The organism is Amycolatopsis acidicola (genome assembly GCF_007713735.2).
Taxonomy (GTDB): domain Bacteria; phylum Actinomycetota; class Actinomycetes; order Mycobacteriales; family Pseudonocardiaceae; genus Amycolatopsis_E; species Amycolatopsis_E acidicola.
Window position 1 is genome coordinate 60,334 of the sequence record NZ_VMNW02000036.1, and the last position, 17,939, is coordinate 78,272.

At 69.4% G+C, this 17,939-nt stretch carries 18 protein-coding genes; 10 read left to right on the forward strand and 8 right to left on the reverse strand.

Translation table 11 applies throughout. The features are described 5' to 3' along the window. Positions 1–10: 10 nt before the first annotated feature. Positions 11–868, forward strand: coding sequence for a MaoC/PaaZ C-terminal domain-containing protein (locus FPZ12_RS23265; RefSeq protein WP_144747707.1), 858 nt, complete (start codon positions 11–13; stop codon positions 866–868). Here FPZ12_RS23265 and FPZ12_RS23270 read toward each other — a convergent pair whose 3' ends face one another. From FPZ12_RS23270 to FPZ12_RS23300, 7 genes are read right to left on the reverse strand one after another with little or no spacing between them, the layout of a single operon-like run. After that, on the reverse strand, positions 869–1,432 hold the full coding sequence (locus FPZ12_RS23270; protein WP_144747706.1) for a DUF5134 domain-containing protein: 564 nt from the start codon (positions 1,430–1,432) through the stop codon (positions 869–871). Positions 1,433–1,492: 60 nt separating this feature from the next. Beyond that, entirely contained in the window at positions 1,493–2,668 is a 1,176-nt protein-coding gene (locus FPZ12_RS23275; RefSeq protein ID WP_144747705.1) for a lipid-transfer protein, read from the reverse strand. After that, complete coding sequence (locus tag FPZ12_RS23280; RefSeq protein ID WP_144747704.1) at positions 2,665–3,045, reverse strand: MaoC family dehydratase; 381 nt, start codon at positions 3,043–3,045, stop codon at positions 2,665–2,667. The genes FPZ12_RS23275 and FPZ12_RS23280 overlap by 4 nt, the downstream gene beginning before the upstream one ends. Then, on the reverse strand, positions 3,042–3,911 hold the full coding sequence (locus FPZ12_RS23285; protein WP_144747703.1) for a bifunctional MaoC family dehydratase N-terminal/OB-fold nucleic acid binding domain-containing protein: 870 nt from the start codon (positions 3,909–3,911) through the stop codon (positions 3,042–3,044). The genes FPZ12_RS23280 and FPZ12_RS23285 overlap by 4 nt, the downstream gene beginning before the upstream one ends. Then, positions 3,908–5,062, reverse strand: coding sequence for an acyl-CoA dehydrogenase family protein (locus tag FPZ12_RS23290; RefSeq protein ID WP_144747702.1), 1,155 nt, complete (start codon positions 5,060–5,062; stop codon positions 3,908–3,910). The genes FPZ12_RS23285 and FPZ12_RS23290 overlap by 4 nt, the downstream gene beginning before the upstream one ends. Continuing rightward, positions 5,047–6,063: an acyl-CoA dehydrogenase family protein gene (locus FPZ12_RS23295; RefSeq protein WP_144747701.1), complete on the reverse strand. Its 1,017-nt coding sequence runs from the start codon at positions 6,061–6,063 to the stop codon at positions 5,047–5,049. Before FPZ12_RS23295 ends, FPZ12_RS23290 begins: the two co-directional genes overlap by 16 nt. Positions 6,064–6,119: 56 nt before the next feature. Continuing rightward, entirely contained in the window at positions 6,120–7,514 is a 1,395-nt protein-coding gene (locus FPZ12_RS23300; RefSeq protein ID WP_144747700.1) for a WS/DGAT/MGAT family O-acyltransferase, read from the reverse strand. A gap of 36 nt (positions 7,515–7,550) precedes the next feature. On the opposite strand from FPZ12_RS23300, the gene FPZ12_RS23305 reads away from it, so the two are divergent. Beyond that, on the forward strand, positions 7,551–8,786 hold the full coding sequence (locus tag FPZ12_RS23305; protein WP_144747699.1) for an alpha/beta hydrolase: 1,236 nt from the start codon (positions 7,551–7,553) through the stop codon (positions 8,784–8,786). Here the strand turns inward: FPZ12_RS23305 and FPZ12_RS23310 are convergent. Further along, complete coding sequence (locus tag FPZ12_RS23310; RefSeq protein WP_144747698.1) at positions 8,762–9,577, reverse strand: IclR family transcriptional regulator; 816 nt, start codon at positions 9,575–9,577, stop codon at positions 8,762–8,764. The genes FPZ12_RS23305 and FPZ12_RS23310 overlap by 25 nt on opposite strands. Before the next feature lie 135 nt (positions 9,578–9,712). Between FPZ12_RS23310 and FPZ12_RS23315 the strand changes: the two genes are divergently transcribed. From FPZ12_RS23315 to FPZ12_RS23350, 8 genes are read left to right on the forward strand one after another with little or no spacing between them, the layout of a single operon-like run. Next, positions 9,713–10,993, forward strand: a complete 1,281-nt coding sequence (locus FPZ12_RS23315) for an ABC transporter substrate-binding protein (protein ID WP_144747697.1) — start codon at positions 9,713–9,715, stop codon at positions 10,991–10,993. Between the two features lie 12 nt (positions 10,994–11,005). Then, entirely contained in the window at positions 11,006–12,286 is a 1,281-nt protein-coding gene (locus tag FPZ12_RS23320; protein WP_144747696.1) for an ABC transporter substrate-binding protein, read from the forward strand. Further along, a complete protein-coding gene (locus FPZ12_RS23325) occupies positions 12,279–13,007 on the forward strand; it encodes an ABC transporter ATP-binding protein (RefSeq protein WP_144747695.1) in 729 nt (242 codons plus the stop codon). Before FPZ12_RS23320 ends, FPZ12_RS23325 begins: the two co-directional genes overlap by 8 nt. After that, the gene (locus FPZ12_RS23330; protein ID WP_144747694.1) at positions 13,004–13,720 is read left to right on the forward strand and encodes an ABC transporter ATP-binding protein; all 717 of its coding nucleotides are present in this window, start codon (positions 13,004–13,006) and stop codon (positions 13,718–13,720) included. The genes FPZ12_RS23325 and FPZ12_RS23330 overlap by 4 nt, the downstream gene beginning before the upstream one ends. Beyond that, positions 13,717–14,595, forward strand: a complete 879-nt coding sequence (locus FPZ12_RS23335) for a branched-chain amino acid ABC transporter permease (RefSeq protein WP_144747693.1) — start codon at positions 13,717–13,719, stop codon at positions 14,593–14,595. The genes FPZ12_RS23330 and FPZ12_RS23335 overlap by 4 nt, the downstream gene beginning before the upstream one ends. Further along, complete coding sequence (locus FPZ12_RS23340) at positions 14,592–15,566, forward strand: branched-chain amino acid ABC transporter permease (RefSeq protein WP_144747692.1); 975 nt, start codon at positions 14,592–14,594, stop codon at positions 15,564–15,566. Before FPZ12_RS23335 ends, FPZ12_RS23340 begins: the two co-directional genes overlap by 4 nt. Then, positions 15,563–17,017 carry an aldehyde dehydrogenase family protein gene (locus FPZ12_RS23345; RefSeq protein WP_166462869.1) on the forward strand — a complete coding sequence of 485 codons (1,455 nt, stop codon included), beginning with the start codon at positions 15,563–15,565 and terminating at the stop codon, positions 17,015–17,017. The genes FPZ12_RS23340 and FPZ12_RS23345 overlap by 4 nt, the downstream gene beginning before the upstream one ends. 18 nt (positions 17,018–17,035) lie before the next feature. After that, positions 17,036–17,815 carry a class I SAM-dependent methyltransferase gene (locus FPZ12_RS23350; protein ID WP_144747690.1) on the forward strand — a complete coding sequence of 260 codons (780 nt, stop codon included), beginning with the start codon at positions 17,036–17,038 and terminating at the stop codon, positions 17,813–17,815. Positions 17,816–17,939: the final 124 nt, after the last annotated feature.

Consider the following 17,939-nt stretch of genomic DNA (forward strand, 5'->3'; position numbering starts at 1 on the left):
GAGAACACCCGTGCCCATCGACCCCGGCCTCGCCATCGGCGCCGAGCTCGGCGACGTGACCTTCACCTGGTCCGCTTCCGACGTGCTGCTCTACCACCTCGCGCTCGGCGCGGGCGCGCGGCCGACGGACGAGCGGGAGCTGCGCTACACCTACGAGCGCGACCTCCGCGTGCTGCCGACCTTCGCCACCGTCGCGTCGAAGCTGCACCTCGTCGACCCGCCCGCCGTCTCCTACCCCGGCATCGAGATCGACCTCGCCCAGGTCGTGCACGGCACGCAGGCGATCACCACGCACCGGCCGATCCCTGTCGAGGGCAAGGCGGCCGGGCGCACCAAGGTCGTCGACGTGCAGGACAAGGGCAAGGCGGCCGTGATCATCACCGAGACCGAGGTGACCGGCGCCGACGGAAGTCCACTGTGGACGGAGCGGTCGAGTATCTTCGCCCGCGGGGAAGGCGGGTTCGGCGGCGAGCGCGGAAGTTCGGACAAGGTCGAGCTGCCGGACCGCGAGCCCGACGAGGTGATCGAGACGCCGACGCTCCCCCAGCAGGCGCTGCTGTACCGGCTGTGCGGCGACCGCAACCCCCTCCACGCCGACCCGGAGTTCGCCCGCGCGGCCGGGTTCGACGTGCCGATCCTGCACGGCCTCTGCACGTACGGCGTCGTGGCGAAGGCCGTAACGGACGCGTTGCTGGACGCCGACGTGACGCAGGTGGAATCGTTCTCCGCGCGCTTCGCGGGCATCGTGCTGCCCGGGGAGACGCTCCGCACCGCGGTATGGCGCGACGGCAAGCGTTTGCTCGTCTCGACGAGTTCGATCGACCGGAACGCGCCGGTGCTCTCCGACGCCGTACTGGTCAGCAAGTAGCTACAGCGCCGCGACCAGCATGTACGCCATCCCCGCGCCCATCGCCGCACGGTAGATGGGCCGGGCGGTGAGCGCCTCCCGCGCCGGCACGCCACGGACGAAGCGCACCGCGGCGAAGCCCGAACGCGTTGCGTCGAAAGCGAAGTAGGCCACGCCCAGCACGGCCAGCGCGGGCCACGCCAGCCTGCCCGGCATCTCCGACATCGTGAGCCAGGGCCCGTGGTCCATCCCGTGCCTCGGCATCGCGGTGATCATGTACAGCATCGCGACCGCCGAGATCAGGTGGTGCACGGCGCAGCAACGCCTGCCGCGCAACGCCGCGACGAAGAACCAGCCCGCGGTCAGCGCGAAGATCGCCTGCCAGCCTGCCGCCGGAATGGGCCCGCCCAGCGGCGAAACCATCGCGACCATTGCCGCGATCATCAGCAGCTCGGCGACGTCCATCTGCCGGATGTCCGGATCCAGCCCCGGCCCCGCGAGCCGCACCAGCCGGTACACGCTGGGCACGGCCAGCAGCGCGAACACGATCGTGAGGCTCCACGCGACCGAGGCCGGGATGTTCATACGGACAACGGTTGCCCAAAGAGCGCGGGCAGGCTAGCCGTCATGCAGGTGAAACCCCGCTCACACGAGGTCGCGGGCCAGCACCAGTCCACTGGTTGGGACACCCGTGCCGGCGGTGACCAGCACGTTGTCGACCTTCGACACCTGGTTCACCGCCGTGCCGCGCACCTGCCGCACCCCCTCGGCGATGCCGTTCATCCCGTGCACGTACGCCTCGCCGAGCTGGCCGCCGTGCGGGTTGAGCGGCAGCTTCCCGTCCAGCTCCAGCGTGCCGCCCGAGATGAAGTCCTTCGCCTCGCCACGGCCGCAGAAACCGAGTTCCTCCAGCTGCATCAGCACATACGGGGTGAAATGGTCATACAGCACGGCGACATCCACATCGGACGGGCCGATCCCGGACTGGCCCCACAGCTGCCGCCCGACCACGCCCATCTCCGGCAGCGCCGCGAGGTCGTCGCGGTAGTAGCTGGTCATGATGTACTGGTCCGGCCCGCTGCCCTGGGCCGCGGCGTTGATCACCGCGGGCGGCCTCGGCAGGTCACGCGCCCGCTCGACGCTGGTGATCACGAACGCGACCCCGCCGTCGGTTTCCTGGCAGCAGTCCAGCAGCCGCAACGGTTCCGCGATCCAGCGCGAGGACTGGTGGTCCTCCAGGGTGATCGGCTTGCCGTAGAACCAGGCGTTCGGGTTCGTCGCCGCGTGCTTGCGGTCCACGACGGCCACCCGGCCGAAGTCCTCGGTCGTCGCGCCGTACTCATGCAGGTAGCGCTGGGCCACCATCGCCACCGTGGCGGCCGGGGTCGCCAGGCCCATCGGGTAGTGGAAACTGTTGTCCACGCCCGAAGAATTGACCTGCTGCGCGGCCGCGTTGGACACCTGGCCGAACCGCATCCCGGAGCGTTCGTTGAAGGCCCGGTACGCCACGACGACATCGGCGACGCCGGTCGCCACGGCCATCGCCGCCTGCTGCACCGTGGCCGCGGCCGCGCCGCCGCCGTAGTGGATGCGGCTGAAGAACGTCAGCTCCGGGATGCCGAGTTCGCGCGCCACCGAGATCTCGCTGTTGGTGTCCATCGTGAACGACACCAGTCCGTCCACATCGGACGGTTTGAGGCCCGCGTCGGTCAGCGCGGCGAGCACGGATTCCGCCGCCAGCCGCAGTTCGCTGCGCCCGGAGTCCTTGGAGAACTCCGTCGCGCCGACGCCCGCGATGGCGGCCTTGCCGGACAGGCTCATGCCACACCCCCGACGACGACGGTGCCCGACACGTGCTCGCCGAGGCTGCAGGTACCGGAGACCTTGACGATCACCTCGCCCTCGCGTTGCTCCACGACCTCGCCGGAGAAGTTCAGCGTGTCGTAGGCGTAGCAGGGCACCCCGAGCTTGATCTTGATCGAACGCACCAGCGCCTCCGGGCCCGCCCAGTCGGTCACGAACCGCTGCACCAGGCCGGTGTCGGTGAGGATGTTCAGGAAGATGTCCTTGGACCCGCGCTGGACCGCCGCGTCGCGGTCGTGGTGCACGTCCTGGAAGTCACGGGTGGCCAGCGCGGAGGAGATCACGAACGTCGGCGTGACCTCGATACTCAGCGGCGGCAGCCGGGTGCCGATCATGACACCACCTGCCAGACCGGAAGCGTGAGGTCCTCGTCGATCTCCACGAACGCCGCCCGCACTTCCTGTCCGATGTGGACACTGGTCACGTCGACGACCTCGCCGAGCATCCGCACCCCCTCTTCCAGCTCCACCAGCGCGATGACGAACGGCAGCTGCTTGCCGGGCACCGCGGGCCGGTGGTGCACGATGTAGCTGTAGACCTTGCCGCGGCCGCTGGCCACGACGTACCCGGGCTTCGTGTCGGTGTCGAGGTCCGGCGGCATCGGGCCGGGCGGATGCCGCAGCGTCCCGTCCCAGCTCTGGATCCGCAGCTCGCCCGCTTTCGTGCCCTCCCAGAAGAACTCGGTGTCCTTGCTGATCACCGGCCGCAGCGTGCCCGCCGTGGACGGTTTGGGCGCGGGCTTGAACTTCAGCACCCGGAACAGCATGTCGGCGACCACCTCGTCGCCGACGCGCCAGGTGGTTTTCGTGGTGATGAACCAGCCCTCGCCCAGCGCCGTCCTTTTCGGACCGACGACGTCCTCGAGTTTCGTCGTGGCCGAGACGTGTTCGCCGTTCTTCAGGTACCGGTAGTAGTTCTGCTCCGAGTTCGTGGCGACGACGGAAGTGAACCCGGCCTCGTCCATGATCAGCATCATCGCGCCGAGCGGATCGTCCTCGGCGCGCTCGTAGTGCAGCCCGCCCATCGTCCACACCTGCGCCATCGCCGGCGGCGCCTCACCGCGCTCGACGTAGCGGGGATTGTTGTCACCAATGGCTTCCAGCCAGTTGTTGACCATGGCCGGGTTCACCGGATCCCGCGCCAGGCGGGGCGAAGACTCGCCCCGGGCGGCGACCTGTTCGACCTGTTCCTCGATCGTCATCGCGGCACCCTCGGCAGCTTCAACCCGAACATCGCGATCAACTCCCGTTGCACTTCGTTCACCCCACCGCCGAAGGTCAGCACCAGATTCCGCCGCGCCTGCACGTCCAGCCACTCCGCCAGCTCCGCCGTCTCCGGGTCCGCCGGATCACCGTGCCGCGCGACGACGTCCTCCAGCAGCCTGCCGATCCGCTGGATCCGCTCGGAGCCGAAGATCTTCGTCGCCGACGCGTCCGCGATGTCGACCGGCGAACCCGGTGGCACCGAAGCGACCTGCCAGTTGAGCAGCTCGTTGATCCGCACCGTCGCGTCGGTCTCGCGCAGCGCGGCGCGCACGTCGGGCTGGTCGAGCAGCTCACGCGCCTCGGCCCAGGCGCGCACCCGATCGGCCATTCCGGCGATGCGACCGGCCGGGCCGAGCATCACGCGCTCGTGGTTGAGCTGCGTGGTGATCAGCTTCCAGCCCTCGTTCTCCTTACCCACCAACATGTCCGCGGGCACGCGTACGTCGGAGTAGTAGGTGGCGTTGACGTGGTGCGCGCCGTCGCAGGTGATGATCGGCGTCCACGAGTAGCCGGGGTCGCGGGTGTCCATGATCAGGATCGAGATGCCCTTGTGCTTGGGCGCCTCCGGATCCGTGCGCACGGCCAGCCAGATGTAGTCCGCGTCGTGGCCGCCGGTGGTGAAGATCTTCTGCCCGCTCACGAGGTACGAATCACCGTCGCGTACCGCCGTGGTGCGCAGGGCGGCGAGATCCGTGCCGGCCTCGGGCTCGCTGTAGCCGATCGCGAAATGCACTTCCCCGGCCAGGATTTTCGGCAGGAACAGCTTTTTCTGCTTCTCCGTGCCGAATGCCTGCAACGTCGGGCCGACGGTCTGCAGCGTGACCGAGGGCAGCTGCACGTCGGCGCGGGCGGCCTCGTCGACGAAGATGTGCTGTTCGAGATCGCCGAACCCGCGGCCGCCGTACTCCTCCGGCCAGCCGACGCCGAGCCAGCCGTCCTCGCCCATCCGCCGCACGACCCGGCGGTGCACCTCGCCGTGCCGCTGGCGCACCATCTCCCGCCGTTCTTCGGCGGTCATCAGCCCGCTGAAGTACTGGCGCAGCTCGGCACGCAGCTCGCGCTGCGCCGGCGTCAGTTCGATATCCATGCGCTCAGCTCCTTGATCAGCGCGTAGTACCGGTGCAGCGGGTACGTGACGTCCACGCCGAGCCCGCCGTGCAGGTGGTGGCAGATGGCCAGCGCCTTGGGCGCCTCCTCGGCGAACCAGTACGCCGCGATGCCCAGGTCCGGCTCCGGGTCGAGGCCCGAGGACAGCCGCCACACCGCCGACAGCGCGGCGAGGTGCACGGTGCGCGAAGCGATATACACGTCGGCGATCTGCTGCGCCACGGCCTGGAACGTCGCCAGGGGACGCCCGAACTGCTCGCGCGTGCCGATGTGCTCCTTGGTCAGCGCGAGCGCCCCGGCCAGCGCGCCGTCGCCGAGCGCGACGGCTCCCGCGACGGCGAACCGGTGCATCGTGCCGAGCGCGTCGACGCCCTGCAGTTGGTCGGCCTCGCTGACGAAGACCCCGTCCAGCCGCAGCGACGTCTCGGTGACCGTGACGCCCTCGGCGTGCGGGTCCACCAGGAACACGCCCACGCCGCCGGGCACGGCCGCCGGGACGAGCACCCTCGTCGCCGCGCTCGCGTAGGGCACCTGCGTTTTCACGCCGGTGAGCAGCCATGAACCGTTCTCGGCCACCGCGCGCGTCTTGGGTTCGGTGGTCAGCGGTGCCGACGGCTCGTTCAACGCGGCCGTGACCAGGGCGTCCCCGGTCGCGACGTCGGGCAGCAGCCAGGCGCGCTGATCAGGCGTGCCGAGCCTGTCCAGCGGCAGCAGGCCGAGCGCGAGCGTCAGCGCCGGCACGGGCGCGGCGGCACGGCCGAGCTCGGTAAGCACTGTCGCGATCTCGCCGATGCCCAGGCCGTCGCCGCCGAGGTCTTCGGGCAGGGCCAACGAGAGCAGCCCGGCTTTGCCCAGCGCATGCCAGACCTGCTCGTCGTAACCCCGCGCGCCGGCAGGGCGCTCGAAATCGACCTCCCGGCTGAGCAGGCCCGAAGTCAGGCCGGCGATGTCCTGCCGGGTCTCGTCGAGGGTGAAGTCCACACGGGCTCCTCAAGCTAAGACTGAAACCTGTTCTAGTCTTAGTCGAGTGAGCAGCGTCAGGCAAGCCCGTCGGCCACCTGGAGAAGTTCGGCCATCTCCGCCGTGACCGCGTCGGCGAGCGGCCAGAGTTCTGGAACGAGTTCTCGTGCACCCAGCAGGCCGACGTCGACCCGCCCGGCGTTCGAGATGACCGTCACGTTCAGCCCCGCGCCGTGGAACACCGGGCCCAGCGGATACAGCCCCTCGATCCGCGCGCCCAGCAGGTACAGCGGCGTCGGCGGGCCGGGCACGTTGGAGATCACGAGGTTGTGCACCACCGGATGCTTCTCCGCCAGCCGCAGGCCGGAGTAGGCGCGCACGGCCAGCCCGAACAGCCGCGGCGCGGCGAACTGCGCCCAGTCACGCAGCATGTCCGGCTTCAGGCTGAAGTGGTGCTCCTTCGCCAGCCTGTTGCTCTCCGCGATCGCGTACACGCGCGCCGCGGGATCGGCCAGCTGCGTGGGCAGCGACGCGAAGAACGCCGAGACCTGGTTACTGCCGTGGCCGTTCTCCGTGCGGTCCTGCGTCGACACCGGCACCGTCGCCACGAGCGGCTGGCCCGGCAGCTCGCCCCGCTCCTCCAGGTAGCGCCGCAGCGCGCCCGCGCACAACGCCAGCACCACGTCGTTCACCGTCACGCCGAACGCGTTCTTGACCCGTTTGATCTCGTCCAGGTCCAGGCTGGTGTAGGCGACCGTGCGCAGGCCCGTGATGGTGCGGTTGAACGACGTGCGCGGCGCGGTGAACGGCACCGGCATCCCGCTGCGCTTGAGCGCGCGGCCGACCCACTCCGGGGCCATGCTCACCAGGTCCGGCAACAGCTTCGCCAGCTCGACCGGGCGCTTCGCCAGCGACGTGATGCTGCTGCGCAACAGGTCGAGGTGGCTCGGCGGCTCGGGGTTCTCGGCCGCGTCCGGCAGCGGCAGCAGCGAATCGGGCTCCAGCCCGCAGAGGTACGCGATCAGGTTCGCGCCCGCCGCGCCGTCCGCGGTGGCGTGGTGCATCTTCAGCAGCACCGCCACCCCGTCGTCCGGGAGCCCCTCGATGACGTACATCTCCCACAGCGGACGCGCGCGGTCCAGCGGCTGGCCGGCGAAATGCGCGCACAGCTCGGCGAGCTCCTCACGGCCGCCCGGCGCCGGCACGGCCACCCGGTGCAGATGCCGCGTCACGTCGAAATCCGGGTCCTCCACCCAGACCGGATGCAGCAGGTTCGCCGGGGAATTGTGCAGTTTCCGGCGGAATTCCGGGATTTCCGCGATCCGCTCGGAGAGCCTGCGGCGGAACTCGCCGAAGGAATAGCCGCCGGGCATCGTGGACGCGTCCAGGGTGAGCAGCCCGCAGATGTGCAGCACCTGCGAAGGCGTTTCCAGGTACAGAAAACTCGCGTCGAGGCCACTGAGCGGTTGCACCTTCCCAGGGTAGGACAGATCGTTACGATCGGGAGTATGCGACCGCGTTTCCTCACCCGTCGGGCGATCCAGCTGGCTCTGACCGCGAACGCGCTGCGGCCGGTGCCCGGTGAAAGAGCAGCGATCCCGGCGTTCTTCGCGGGCTGGCTCACCGGAGAACTGGCGCCACACCTGCTGGCGCTCACGGCTGCCGACACCGCGGCGCACCTCGCGCGGCACGGCGCGCGCAGCCGGGCGGATCGCGTCGCGCTCGGCTTGTCGGCGCTGTCGGCCGCCGGGCTCGGCAAGCTGATCGTCGACTCGCAGCGGGCGCGCGGCAAGGTCGAGGACGCGCTCGCGGAGGCGCTCGGCCCGCGCTACGTCGAGGATCTCTCCCGCCCGCCGGACCCGAACGACCTGGCGACCCCGTGGGGGCAGCTGGTCATGCCGTTCCGGATGCGCGACCCGGCTGTCCGCCGCGACCGGAACCTCGCGTACGCGCCCGGCGGCAAGCGGTTCCTGATGGACATCTACCGCCCGCAGGAGCCGGTCGAGGGCAGGCCGGTGCTGCTGCAGGTGCACGGCGGCGCGTGGATGGTCGACAGCAAGGACCACCAGGGCATCCCGCTGATGGAGCACATGGCGCGGCGGGGCTGGGTGTGCGTGGCGATCAACTACCCGCTCTCCCCGCGGGCACGCTGGCCGGAGCACATCGTGGCGGTCAAGCGGGCGGTCGCGTGGATCCGGGACAACATCGGCGAGTACGGCGGCGACCCGACGTTCCTCGCCGCCACCGGTGGTTCCGCGGGCGGGCACCTGGCCGCGCTGCTCGCGCTGACGGCGAACGACGCTTCGCTGCAGCCGGGGTTCGCCGAAGCGGACACCACGATCCAGGCCTGCGCGCCGCACTACGGCGTATACGACTTCGCGGCCACCAGCGGATCGCCCGCGAGCGAGTTCCGGCTGAAGACTTTGCTGGCGCGCTACGTCGTGGGCAAGGACCCCGTGGCGCACCTCGACGAGTACATCGCGGCGTCCCCGCTGGACCGCGTGAATGACAAGGCGCCGCCGTTCTTCGTGATCCACGGGCAGCGCGACACGATGGTTCCGGTGCGGGAAGCGCGCGAATTCGTCCGGCGGTTGCGGGAAGCGTCCCCGAATCCGGTGGCGTACGCGGAACTGCCCGGTGCGCAACACGCGTTCGATATCTTCCCGTCCATTCGCAGCGCCCACGTCGTGCGCGGGGTCGAGCGATTCCTGGAATGGAGTTATCTGCGCTCGCTGGCCGAATAACCCATCCGGTGCGAGATCTCGCCCGCGGTGCGCCGCAACGAGGTTTCCAGCCTGCGCACGATGGAGTCCATCGACGCGTGCCAGATGGACAGGTGCACGGCGATGTTGACGGCCGCGATCACGTCGCCGAACCCGTCGCGCACGGGGACGGCGAGTGAGCGCAGCCCGGGCGCCAGCTCCTCGTCGTTGACAGCCAATCCGGTCTGCCGCACGCGGTTCAGCGCCGCGAGCAAGGCCTCGCGCGCCGTGAGCGTCTTGGGGCCCCGGCGCGCGAGATCGATCCTGTCGAGCAACACGCGCAACTGGTCGCCGTCCGTATGGGCGAGCAGCACCTTGCCCATCGCCGTGCAGTACACCGGCAGCCGCGAACCCACGTGCAGGTTGAGGTCGATGCCGAACCGGTCCTCGCGCGCGCTGCGGCAGCGCTGGATGTAGAGGATCTCGGTGCCGTCGAGCACGGCCATGCTCACCGCGTAACCCGTCTCGTCGGACAGCGCCTGCAGATGGGGGGCGGCGACCCTGGTGATCTCCATCGAGTTGATCGCCGCGAACCCGAGATCGACCACCCGCGGCCCGAGCCGGTACTTCCGGGTGCACGGATCCTGTTGCAGGTAGCCGAGATTCGTCAGCGTCGAGAGGTAGCGGTGCGTCGTGCTCTTGTTGAGCCCGACCGCGCGCGCCAGCTCCACCGCGCCCAGCACCGGCCGGTTTTCCCCGAACGAAGCCAGGATCGCGAGGCCGCGTTCGAGCGACTGGGACTGACCGCGCGGATTCGGTTCCGGTGTGGCCATCGTCGACCCCCGATCCGGGCTTCGAGCACATTACGGGTTCCGCATACTCGAACCGAAGTATTGACAGTCCGGACCCCTGGCGCAATGCTCCACGGCCTCGAAGTCACCTGCGAAGACGGAGGTGCCGCCGTGCCGATGCCAGCTGCCTCGAGACGGGCGTTCCTGCGACAGGCCGGGGCCGGCCTGGCCGGATTGGCACTGGCCGGCTGCTCCTCGGGACTGGGGAATTCCCCGGGCGGCGACAAGCTGACGATCGGGTTCGTCAGCCCGCGTACCGGGTCGACTGCTGGTTTCGGCGAGCCGGACGGCTACGTGCTCGACTTGGTACGCAAGGCTTTCGCGAACGGACTGCAGCTGGGCGGCAAGAACTACGCCGTCGAGATCGTCGACAAGGACAGCCAGTCCAATCCCCAGCGCAGCGCCCAGGTCACCAACGACCTCATCAACTCCAACGGTGTCGACCTCGTGCTCGCGACCTCCACACCGGAGACCGTGAACCCCGCCTCGGATGCCTGCGAAGCCGCCGGCGTGCCCTGCATCTCCACCAACACCCCTTGGGAGGCCTGGTATTTCGGCCGCGGCGCCAAGGAGGGCCAGTCGTCACCGTTCAAGTTCACCTACCACTTCTCGTTCGGCGTCGAACAGTTCCACAAGACCTACGCGACGCTGTGGCCGCAGGTGCCGACGAACAAGAAGGTCGGCGTCATGTGGCCCAACGACGCCGACGGCAACGCCATCCGCCAGTCGCTCGGCCCCCTGCTGACGCAGTCCGGCTACACCATCGTCGACCCGGGCGCCTACACCGATGGCACCAACGACTACACCTCGCAGATCGCCCGCTTCAAGGCGGAGAACTGCGAAATCTTCAACACCTTCCCGATTCCACCCGACTTCGCGACCTTCTGGCAGCAGGCGGCGCAACAGGGGTACAAACCGAAAATCGCGCAGATCGCCAAGACCGGCTTGTTCGCCTCACAGGTGGAAGCGTTGGGGCCGTTGGGAATCAACCTCGCGGGCGGCACCTACTGGGCGCCGACGTGGCCGTACAAATCCTCCGTCACCAATCTGACCGCGCAACAGCTCGGCGACGGCTACACGGCGGCCACGGGCAAACAATGGAACCAGCAGCTCGGGCCGAGCATGGCACTGTTCGACGTCGCGGTCGCGGCGCTGAAAGCCACGCCGAACCCGAAAGACAAGGCAGGGCTGGCGAAAACCACCAGCACGCTCAAGACCGACAGCTCGATCGGGCCGGTCGCCTGGGGAACCGGCCCGGTGCCCAACGTCGTGGCCACCCCGATCGTCGGCGGGCAGTGGATCTCCTCGGCCGGCCGGTTCCCGCTGGAGTTCGTGATCTGCGAGAACTCGACCGACCCGAACGTGCCGGTCGCCGCGAAACTCATCCCCTATTCCTGACGGAGGTGCGCTTTGGTTTCTCGAAGGACACTGCTGCAGGCGGGCGCGGGTCTCGCGGTGGCGGGCCCGCTGGCGGCCTGCTCCTCCGGGCTCGGCGGTTCGGGCAGCGGCGGCGACAAGATCACCATCGGGTTCGTCAGCCCGCGCACCGGGTCGACCGCCGGCTTCGGCGAGCCGGACGGCTACGTGCTCGACCAGGCCCGGAAGGCGCTCTCGAACGGATTGTCGTTGGCGGGCAAGACCTACAGCATCGAGATCGTGGACAAGGACAGCCAGTCCAATCCCCAGCGCAGCGCCCAGGTAACCAACGACCTCATCAACTCCAACGGCGTGGACCTCGTGCTCGCCACGTCCACACCGGAAACGGTGAACCCGGCCTCCGACGCCTGCGAAGCCGCGGGCGTCCCGTGCATCTCGACCATCGTCCCTTGGGAGGCCTGGTATTTCGGGCGCGGCGCCAAGGAGGGCGAGCCGTCGCCGTTCAAGTTCACGTACCACTTCTCGTTCGGCGTGGAGCAGTTCCACAAGCAGTACACGTCGCTGTGGTCGCAGGTGCCGACGAACAAGAAGGTCGGCGTCATGTGGCCCAACGACGCCGACGGCAACGCCATCCGCAAATCGCTCGGCCCGCTGCTGCAGAAGGAGGGCTACACGATCGTCGACCCCGGCGCGTACACCGACGGGACGAACGACTTCTCCTCGCAGATCGCCCGGTTCAAGGCGGAGAACTGCGAGGTCTTCAACACCTTCCCGCTGCCACCGGATTTCGCCACGTTCTGGCAGCAGGCCGCGCAGCAGGGCTACCGGCCCAAGATCGCGCAGATCGCCAAGACCGGTTTGTTCGTCTCGCAGGTGGAAGCGCTGGGGCCCAGCGCTGTCGGGCTCGCTGGCGGCACGTACTGGTCGCCGACCTTCCCTTATCGCGCGTCGCTGACCGGCGTCACGTCGAAGGAGCTCGGCGACGGGTACACGGCGGCCACGGGGAAGCAGTGGAACCAGCAACTCGGGCCCAGCACGGCGTTGTTCGACGTGGCCGTGGCGGCGCTGAAGGGCACGCCGAACCCGAAGGACAAGGCGGGGCTGGCGAAAACGGTCAGCACGCTGTCCACCGACACCGTCCTGGGGCGGATCGCCTTCGGTACCGGCCCGGTGCCGAACGTGGTGCCGATCGGGGTGCACGGCGGGCAGTGGCGCAAGGCCACCACCGGGCAGTTCCCGCTGGAGTTCCTCATCTGCGAGAACGCCAACGACCCGAACGTGCCGGTCGCGACGAGGCTGCAGCCCTATGCCTGAGCCCGTTCTCGAAGCAGCCGGTGCGAGCAGACGGTTCGGCGAGCTCACCGCACTGTCCGAAGTGGACTTCACGGTGAGTGCCGGCGAGGCGGTCGGCGTGGTCGGCCCGAACGGTGCCGGGAAGACCACGCTTTTGTCGGTGCTCGCGGGTACACTCAGACCCAACGACGGCAGAGTCCGGTTCCGCGGTGAGGACGTCACCCGGTTGCGCGCGGATCGGCGTTGCCGTAAAGGTATTGCACGGGCTTACCAGATACCGCGTCCTTTCGGCGGGATGACGGTGCTGGAGAACGTCATCGTGGGCGCCACCCACGGGGCAGGACTACGGGGACAGGGCGCGTATCAGCGCGCCATCGAAGTGCTCGAACAGTGCGCGCTGGCGGAACTGGCCAACCGGCGCGCCGAGAGCCTGGGATTATTGCACCGCAAGCGAATGGAGCTCGCGCGAGCGCTGGCGACCGGGCCGGCGGTGCTCCTGCTGGACGAGATCGGCGGCGGGCTGACCGACGCCGAGGCGGACGAACTGGTGGCCACCATCCGGCAGCTGCACGCCGGCGGGGTGGCGATCGTGTGGATCGAGCACATCGTGCACGTGCTGGTCCAGGTGGTGGACAGGCTCGTGTGCATGAACGCGGGCCGGATCATCGCCGACGGCCCGCCCGAAGACGTACTCAAGGACGCGTCGGTGATCGACGCCTACCTGGGCCGGAGGGCGGCATGAACGCGCTCCTGTCGGTGGAAGAGCTCGACGTGCACCACGGACTACTGCATGCCGTTCGCTCGGTCTCGCTCGCCGTGGCCGAGGGGGAACGGCTGGCGCTGGTCGGCGCGAACGGCGCCGGGAAGACAACGCTGCTGCGGTCGGTCGCAGGGGCGAAACAGGCAACGCACGGAAACGTGAGACTGGATGGGGAGGTGATCACGGCGCTGCCCGCGCACCGGCGTGTGCGGCTGGGCATCGCGTTGGTGCCCGAGGGGCGCAAACTGTTCCCGGATCTGACGGTGGAGGAGAACCTGCTCGTGGCCACCCGGCACCGGCGTGCCGGGCCGTGGACGGTCGACGGGGTGCTCGACGTTTTCCCCATGCTGCGCAAGCTGCGTTCGCGGCGAGCGTCCACTTTGTCCGGTGGCGAACAACAGGCCACCGCGATCGGGCGGGCGCTCATGACGAACCCGCGGCTGCTCCTGCTGGACGAGGTCTCGCTCGGCCTCGCCCCGCTCGCGGTGGACGCGGTGTACGAGTGCCTGGCCACGTTGCTCGCCGAGGGCGCCACGGTGGTGCTCGTGGAACAGGACCTCACGCGGGCGCTGCAGGTCGCCGACAGGGTCGTCTGTCTCCTGGAAGGGCGGGTGGTACTCGACGCACCCGCCGCGGACGTCAGCCGTGAACAGGTGACCGAGGCCTACTTCGGGCTGCCCGGGAGGACGGTATGACGTGGCTCAACGCCGTACTCCAGGGCATCTCGCTCGGCGGCTTCTACGCGCTGCTCGCCTGCGGGCTGTCGCTGATGTTCGGGGTCATGCGCATCATCAACCTGGCGCACGGGGACATCGCGGTGCTCGGCGCGTTCATCGTGTGGGTCGTGGCCAACCAGTGGCACCTGTCGCCGTTCCTCGCGGTGCTGCCGGTGCTGCCGGTCATGCTCGTGTTCGGCTACCTGCTGCAGCTGACGCTGCTGGGCAGGAGCCTGCGCGCGGGCATGCTGGTGCCGCTGCTCACCACGTTCGGGCTGGCGATCGTCATCCAGAACGCGCTGCTGCAGATCTTCACGCCGGACGTGCGTTCGCTCGGCGCCACGGCCGGCGGCATCGCCACCGCCAGCTGGCGGCTCAGCGACAGTATCGCCATTCCCGTGCCGGGCGTGGTGGTGCTGCTGGTCGCGGTCGCGGTGCTCGGCGGGCTGCAGCTGTTCCTGCGGCGGACGCCGATGGGCCGGGAAATGCGGGCCACGGCGCAGGATCAGGACACGGCGCAGCTCGTCGGCGTCAACGCGAAGGCGGTGTACGCCCGGGCGACGGCGATAGCCGTGGCCACGGCCGCGCTCGCCGGGGCGTTCTTCGCCGTGCGCTCCACGTTCGACCCGTCCAGCGGGCCGACGCAGCTGATCTTCGCGTTCGAGGCCGTGGTGATCGGCGGGTTCGGCTCGTTGTGGGGAACGCTGCTGGGCGGGATGGCGCTGGGCATCGCGCAGGCGATCGGCGCGGCGATCGACCCGCAGTACGCGATCCTCGCCGGGCACCTCGTTTTCCTGGCGGTGCTGGCTTCCCCGCGCGGCGGGCTGCTCGCGGCGAGGGAGAGTGCGGCATGACCACGTACGCGGTACGCCGGTGGACGGGCGTCTCCCGGATCTCCTCGGGATTGCTGCTGGTGCTCGTACTCGTGCTGGTCGCGGTGCCGTACGGGATGTCGGGTTACGTGGTGCAGCAGCTGACTTCGCTGTTCATCCTGGTGATCCTCGCGGCGATGTGGAACACGCTCGCCGGGTACGGCGGGCTGGTGTCGGTCGGGCAGCAGGCGTACATCGGCATCGGCGCGTACGCCACGGTGGTGCTGACGCGTCAGCAGGTCACGCCGTACCTGGCGATGGTGCTGGCGGCGGTGATCGCCGCCGTCATCGCGCTGCCCACGTCGTTGCTCGTGCTTCGCCTGCGGGGCGGGCAGTTCGCGATCGGCACGTGGGTGGTGGCGGAGACGTTCGCCTTGCTGGTCACGCTGAACCAGAGCCTCGGCGGCGGCACCGGCACGTCGCTGCTGGGCTTGAACCAGTACGACCCGGACTACCGGCGCGCGTACACCTACTGGCTCGCGCTGGCGTTCATGGCGCTCATGCTGGGCCTCGTGTTCGTGCTGCTGCGTAGCCGGGCGGGCCCCGCGCTGCAGGCGATCCGGGACGACGAGGAGGCCGCGGCCTCGCTCGGCGTGAAGGTGCTGCCCGCGAAACGGCTGCTGTTCGTCATCGCCGCTTTCGGCTGCGGGGCGGCGGGAGCGCTGACGGTGGCGAACTCGCTGTACATCCAGCCGCAGTCGATCTTCGGCGTGCAGTGGACCGCGTACATGCTGTTCATGGTCCTCGTCGGCGGGATCGGCACGTTCGAAGGCCCGATCATCGGCGCGATCGTGTTCTTCGTGGTGCAGAACCTGTTCGCCGACTACGGCGCGTGGTATCTGATCGGGCTGGGCGCGGTCGCGATCCTGTTCGCGCTGCTGCTGCCGCGCGGGCTGTGGGGCGTCGCGCGCGTACAGCTGCTCCCGCTGGGGCATCGGCTGGTCCGGAAGTGACCGGACTACGCCAGTTCATCGGCGGGCAGTGGCTGAATTCCAGCGGTGGCCGCACGTTCGAGGATCTGGATCCGTGGAACGGGAAGGTCGTCGCCCGCGTCCCGGCGGGCGACTCCCACGACGCGCGCGCGGCCATCGAGGCGGCGCACGCGGCGTTCCCCGGCTGGACGAGGACGAGCCCGGGCGTGCGCCAGGAAATCTTCCTCGAAGCGGCGGAGGTGCTGCGGCGGCGCCGGGCGGAGATCATGGGGTTGCTGGCCGCGGAGACCGGCTGCGGGCACGCGTTCGGTTCGATCCAGTTGGACTTCGTGCTTTCCTTGCTGCGGCAGGCTTCCGGCGCCGGGTACGCGGCCGTCGGCCAGGTGATCCCGTCCGACGAGCCGGACGCGTTCGCGATGGCGGTGCGGCATCCGGTCGGTGTGGTGGCGGCCATCGCGCCGTGGAACGCCGCGCTGGTGTTGTCGTGCCGGGCGATCGCGGCGCCGCTGGTGCTCGGGAACACCGTGGTGCTCAAGCCTTCCGAGGAGTCGCCGTGGGTCGGCGGGCTGTTGTGGGCGGAGATCTTCGAGGAGGCCGGGCTGCCGCCGGGAGTGCTGAACGTGGTGACGCACGCGCGCGGCGAAGCCGGGGCGATCGGGCAGGAACTGGTCTCCCATCCGTGGGTGCGGCGGATCAACTTCACCGGTTCCACGGCCACGGGCAGGAGGCTCGCGGAGGCGGCCGGGCGTCACCTGAAGCGGATGGTGCTGGAGCTGGGCGGGCAGAACCCGTTGATCATCCTCGCCGACGCGGATGTGGACTATGCCGTGAACGCCGCGGCGTACGGGTCGTTCCTGCATCAGGGGCAGATCTGCATGTGCGCGCGGCGGATCTTCGTGGAACGCCCGCTGGCGGCGGAGTTCCTCGGCCGGTTCGCCGCGAAGACGGCCGCTTTGCCTTGCGGGGACCCGAAAGACCGCGGCACCGTGATCGGGCCGCTGATCAACGACTACGCCCTGCGCACGGTGGCCCGCCGCGTGGACGAGGCGGTCGCGAGCGGTGCGCGGGTGCTCGCCGGGGGTACCGCGGCCGGGCCGTGCTACCCGGCGACGCTGATCGTGGACGTTCCGGCGGAAACCGAACTGGCGCGGCACGAAACGTTCGGCCCGGTCGTGATCGCCGACGTCGTGGAGAGCGCGGAGGAAGCGCTCGCGCAGGCGAACGATTCGCGGTACGGGCTCACAGCCGGTGTGCTCACCGGAGACCCGGAACGCGGCCTGGCGCTGGCGAACCGGCTGGAAGCGGGCATCGTGCACGTCAACGACCAACCCATTCACGACGAGCCGCAAATGCCCTTCGGTGGGGTGAAGGACAGTGGCTGGGGCCGGTTCGGGGTGACGTTCGCGATGGAGGAGTTCACCGAAATGCGATGGGTCACTCTCGCCGGCGGATCGCGGTCTTTTCCGTTCTGAAGGCTCTAGTCTTCGATCATGGACCTCGAACGCCGGGCGGACGGCAGTGCCGGTGACGCCGACTACGGGCAGATCGGCGGAGCGTATACGCGGTACCGGCGGCCGGAACCCCGTATCGCGGACCAGATCCTGCAAGCGCTGGGTGATGCACGCACTGTGGTCAACGTCGGCGCGGGCGCCGGTTCGTACGAGCCACGCGACCGCGAGGTGACCCCGGTCGAGCCCTCGGCGTCGATGCGCGCGCAACGCCCGGCGAACCTGGCGACCGCCATCGATGGGACAGCGGAAAACCTGCCGTTCGCCGACGGGACGTTCGACGCCGCGATGACCACGTTCAGCGTGCACCAGTGGAGCGAACTGCACGCGGGCCTCCGCGAACTGCGGCGCGTCGCACGGGGCCCGGTCGTGATCCTGACCTGCGATCCGGCTCTGGTCCGCCGGTTCTGGTTGTACGAGTACGCCCCCGAGGTGCTCGACACCGAAGCCCGCCGCTACCCCGCGCCCGGTGAACTGACCCGCGTTCTCGGCGGCGCCACCACCGTTACGCCGGTGCCCATTCCGCTCGACTGCGTGGACGGATTCAACGAGGCTTACTACGGTCGTCCGGAGGCACTGCTCGATCCAGGGGCGCGCCAAGCCAACTCGGCGTGGAGCTTCGTCGATGATGCCGTCCACGACCGGTTCGCGACCACCCTGCGCCGCCACCTCGACGACGGCACGTGGGACAGCAGGTACGGCGACCTCCGCACCCAACCCACCTACGATGGTTCGCTCATCCTGATCAACTCGACCCCGTAGGGCCGCGGCCGCCGCCGGAAGCGGTGGTGGGACTTCGTGTGGAGCCCCGATGCGGGGGCTTGTTCGGACAACCTGCGCCGCCGCGGAGGGGGTTGTCTGGACAAGCCTCCCCGCACCAGCCACC

Bases quoted from the DNA above. Each gene is read 5' to 3' on its own strand.
- FPZ12_RS23270 (WP_144747706.1), bottom strand. From the start codon at position 1,432: ATGAACATCCCGGCCTCGGTCGCGTGGAGCCTCACGATCGTGTTCGCG.
- FPZ12_RS23275 (WP_144747705.1), bottom strand. From the start codon at position 2,668: ATGAGCCTGTCCGGCAAGGCCGCCATCGCGGGCGTCGGCGCGACGGAG.
- FPZ12_RS23280 (WP_144747704.1), bottom strand. From the start codon at position 3,045: ATGATCGGCACCCGGCTGCCGCCGCTGAGTATCGAGGTCACGCCGACG.
- FPZ12_RS23285 (WP_144747703.1), bottom strand. From the start codon at position 3,911: ATGACGATCGAGGAACAGGTCGAACAGGTCGCCGCCCGGGGCGAGTCT.
- FPZ12_RS23290 (WP_144747702.1), bottom strand. From the start codon at position 5,062: ATGGATATCGAACTGACGCCGGCGCAGCGCGAGCTGCGTGCCGAGCTG.
- FPZ12_RS23305 (WP_144747699.1), top strand. From the start codon at position 7,551: ATGCGACCGCGTTTCCTCACCCGTCGGGCGATCCAGCTGGCTCTGACC.
- FPZ12_RS23310 (WP_144747698.1), bottom strand. From the start codon at position 9,577: ATGGCCACACCGGAACCGAATCCGCGCGGTCAGTCCCAGTCGCTCGAA.
- FPZ12_RS23315 (WP_144747697.1), top strand. From the start codon at position 9,713: ATGCCAGCTGCCTCGAGACGGGCGTTCCTGCGACAGGCCGGGGCCGGC.
- FPZ12_RS23325 (WP_144747695.1), top strand. From the start codon at position 12,279: ATGCCTGAGCCCGTTCTCGAAGCAGCCGGTGCGAGCAGACGGTTCGGC.
- FPZ12_RS23330 (WP_144747694.1), top strand. From the start codon at position 13,004: ATGAACGCGCTCCTGTCGGTGGAAGAGCTCGACGTGCACCACGGACTA.
- FPZ12_RS23335 (WP_144747693.1), top strand. From the start codon at position 13,717: ATGACGTGGCTCAACGCCGTACTCCAGGGCATCTCGCTCGGCGGCTTC.
- FPZ12_RS23340 (WP_144747692.1), top strand. From the start codon at position 14,592: ATGACCACGTACGCGGTACGCCGGTGGACGGGCGTCTCCCGGATCTCC.
- FPZ12_RS23350 (WP_144747690.1), top strand. From the start codon at position 17,036: ATGGACCTCGAACGCCGGGCGGACGGCAGTGCCGGTGACGCCGACTAC.